The 3304-nt window shown below is 34.7% G+C and carries 3 protein-coding genes and 1 pseudogene; 3 read left to right on the plus strand and 1 reads right to left on the minus strand.

Translation table 11 applies throughout. The features are described from left to right. The first annotated feature begins 187 nt into the window (after positions 1–187). Positions 188–1216 carry a hypothetical protein gene (locus tag GQ590_RS11805; RefSeq protein WP_160409074.1) on the plus strand — a complete coding sequence of 343 codons (1029 nt, stop codon included), beginning with the start codon at positions 188–190 and terminating at the stop codon, positions 1214–1216. A 581-nt stretch (positions 1217–1797) separates the two neighbouring features. Here GQ590_RS11805 and GQ590_RS12975 read toward each other — a convergent pair. Next, positions 1798–2001: pseudogene (locus GQ590_RS12975) on the minus strand (polymorphic toxin-type HINT domain-containing protein); the annotation flags it as partial. 135 nt (positions 2002–2136) lie between these two features. On the opposite strand from GQ590_RS12975, the gene GQ590_RS11815 reads away from it, so the two are divergent. Beyond that, positions 2137–2856, plus strand: a complete 720-nt coding sequence (locus tag GQ590_RS11815) for a hypothetical protein (protein WP_160409075.1) — start codon at positions 2137–2139, stop codon at positions 2854–2856. A 117-nt stretch (positions 2857–2973) separates the two neighbouring features. Beyond that, on the plus strand, positions 2974–3304 hold a 331-nt coding region (locus GQ590_RS11820), incomplete at its 3' end, for a hypothetical protein (protein ID WP_160422632.1).

Here is a 3304-nt window from a genome sequence, read left to right on the forward strand (position 1 = left end):
ACAAGATTTATTATATGCGTTTGTTGATTGGGGCTTTACTCAAGTTATTGCCGCTGAAAATAGACAAAATTGGCTGTTAGGGGCGAATAGGTACAATAAAGCGCATAATGATCACCTACATGCCGGGATTTTTGACAGCAATTCTATGGAAACCATTATATAAAAAAATAAACAAGGAATATTGATAATGAGATTAATAACAGTATGTATCACCCTTCTATTTATGATAGGTTGTAAGCAAATAGCGAATAGCCAACCGATTAATAAAAATAAAAAAGACGATCTTATTACCCAAATTATGCAAGCTCCGCTTGCCAGCCCGCCAATTGGTGATAAGCATGTATTATATCCTTTTGCCACACATTGGCAAGATGCAGAAACAGAAAATGAACGTTCGGGGAGTGAAAAGGCTTTTGATGAATTGGCCGGAAATTTAGATAAGCAGTCCCAATCAGAACAATCCTATAAGATTACTTTAACCCAAGAAAATTTAAAGCAGATTGTTCAGGATTCCTATGATATCCCATTTAATATCAACGATATTTTAAACCAGAAGATTACAGTTCATGTGGAAAAAATAGCCGGCTTTCCTCAGTTTGATCTGTTTCTACTCACCACTGAGAACCTTGAGTTAGAATGCAACCATTGCGAGTATGGAAGTCATCTTGTTTTTCAATCCATTATCTCTATCAGCTCTCATCAAATTGTGGATAGATTAGTAGCCACTTACGAATATGGAAATGATCTGAGTAGAGGCTATCGATTTTTCTATTATGATAATGGGAAAATAATTATTAGGGATCTTGGTAGTGATGAGACAGACAGTGCCGCTAATGAAAAAAGAACATACCAACTGACACCCCAAGGCAAATTCATCCGCTATTATGATACTAATGGTCCTTTTCAAAACACAGATCTTAATGATACAGAGGAAGGTTTAGTTCAAAACCATACTCGCGAGGGGGTATGGATAGAGATAACAGGCAGTAAATATGCGCCTCTTGGGATCGGTTATATTTATCTCGAATCGGAATACAAAAATGGCCTGCCTGTTGGTATTTGGAAATGTCATCAATTAGAACAACAATATAATGAACTGAATGAACCCATCTTATCCACTCGCAAAAAAGGCAAACTTTTGTACACAGAAACCTATAAAGACGGTGAACTTGTCGAACGCAAATTTGTGGCTAAAGAAATTGATGAATTGAATTAAAGATTGTGTAGTAAACAAACGATTATTATGCTTATCACCCTCATAAATATGAATGGTGGTAAGTAAACATTAAATTAAAAAAATAAACATAACCACTTAAACATCTTATAAAGGAAAACGAAAGCCTTTTGACACCATCACCCTCCCTATATATTGACCTCGTCTAGTTCAATTTTTTTATTATCGTACTTCTATTTTGTTTAATCACTTCTTTAATTCCCTTTTCTATGTCCTTTACTGTCGTATTTTTGAAAAAAGGATTGAGTTGCTTTAACAGAATTCTCCCAATACATTGAGTGATGTCTTTGTGAAATATGTTTTAATCCTTTTATATCCAAAAGAAGTTCTAAATCACCAGCTTTAAATATTTTTGATCAATAACTAGGTAGAATCTTTAATAGCTTAGAAAGCAAGGTTGTGCATTATGCACCAGCCAAGCGAGTTTGCCGACAAAGTAGATGTGTCAGCCTTCAACTTCAAAATTATAGACTTTTTTCTTAGTATAAAGAAAGTTTTGCCCTTTTACTCGATACCATTTTTTATTTTTAGTTTTTATGTGGTATTATTCGGTGAAGTCGGCGTCATCTTTCCAGCCTTCTTTGGTGTAAAAAGGGGGGGGCGGCGGTGGTTTCAATGGTTTCGCCTTCCAGTTCTATTTGTACGGTGGTGTCTATCTCTTTGCGGATAATGGCGGTTACTTTTTTCAGGCTTATTTCGCCGCTGGTTGGGTTTTGAGACCATACCCGATCGCCCTCGCGTATTTGTTCTATTTTTTTTATGCCTTGCTGTGTGTGAACAGGCGTTCCGGCAGGTTTGGCAGAGTTTGCCGGTGTAAACTCAAGTGTTCAAAATCATTATGATCATGGACATTGGGGATTTAATATAGATTTTATACATACTACTATTTAATTAAGCAAATAATGAAAACGATAGTTATACTTTTACTACTTAGCTTTTTGACTTCTTGTGCTTATGCGCATAAAGAGGAAAAAACAGACATAAACTATAGCAAAGACATTGCGTTAGACCATGATCCTGTTTTAATTCAGTTAGGCAGTGAAAAATTAGCATTAAAAGGATTAAACCAAGAAGACTTTTCACTGGTACAAAAAGGTAAGACGCTTTTTATCATTAAACAGCTGTATCTGGGTATAGATGATCTGCAAATTGAATTTATAGATAACAAGGAGCAAGATTTCCTATTAACTGGTGAAATAGAATATGGTGTTTATCAAGACTTAATTGATGGTATACGAAATATTCAATTTTTACCATTTTCTTTTAAAGAAGATATACAGTTGCATAACAATAAAGGTAAATTTATTTTGTCAACAGCGATTAAAACCACACCACAGCTAGAAGCCATTTGCCAAGAAAGATATTTTGATGAGATCCGGAAAGAGTCTTATTTGGCTCAAAAACAGTTCTATCAGAATGAAATAATCGATAACCCAGAAAAATATAAGGATTGTTGCCCTGAGTATATTGAATATGCAAAAAAGTTTTTATCTAAAAAAGAGCGTGATTTTCACTCATTACAAAGCCTGTTTGTTGAAATTATCTATAAAAAAATAACGTTAAACATGGGTGATGGCTATCATATCGTCTTTTATAATATCAATGATTTTGTTCCTGAATAAAAATGAGCGATTATGCTGATTGTATTAGTTTAACTGAATAACAAAATAGAGATAAAATACAAACTGCATATAATCATCACTTACATATTTATAACTTTCGAAAAATCCCAAATATCTATGAATAAAATAATTATTTTTCTTGTCTCAACCCTACTGTTGGGTTGTTCGCATGGGCATCAAGAGCCGGTAAAAACTCATACGCCTGCCACTCCCGACATAACCAATGATTTGTCGGATGCGCCCCATTCCCTGCTGATATCCTCCCCATTAGGAGAGCCGGCAATACGCAAAAAAACAAAAAACGAAGATTCAATTACTAAGTTATACAGAGGTATTGCATATAAATATGGAAGCCGGGAAATTTTTTGTTCCTTATTGGGGTGTGGGGAAACCGTAAATTATACCCCCAAGCTTTTTAAAGAAGAGTATTCAGAGTTTGAATCGGTTT

It is taken from the genome of Gilliamella sp. Lep-s35, assembly GCF_009795845.1.
GTDB lineage: Bacteria > Pseudomonadota > Gammaproteobacteria > Enterobacterales > Orbaceae > Gilliamella.

What these genes read in the sequence shown, in the direction of transcription:
- GQ590_RS11815 (WP_160409075.1), top strand. Translation starts at nt 2,137, where the DNA reads ATGAAAACGATAGTTATACTTTTACTACTTAGCTTTTTGACTTCTTGT.
- GQ590_RS11805 (WP_160409074.1), top strand. Translation starts at nt 188, where the DNA reads ATGAGATTAATAACAGTATGTATCACCCTTCTATTTATGATAGGTTGT.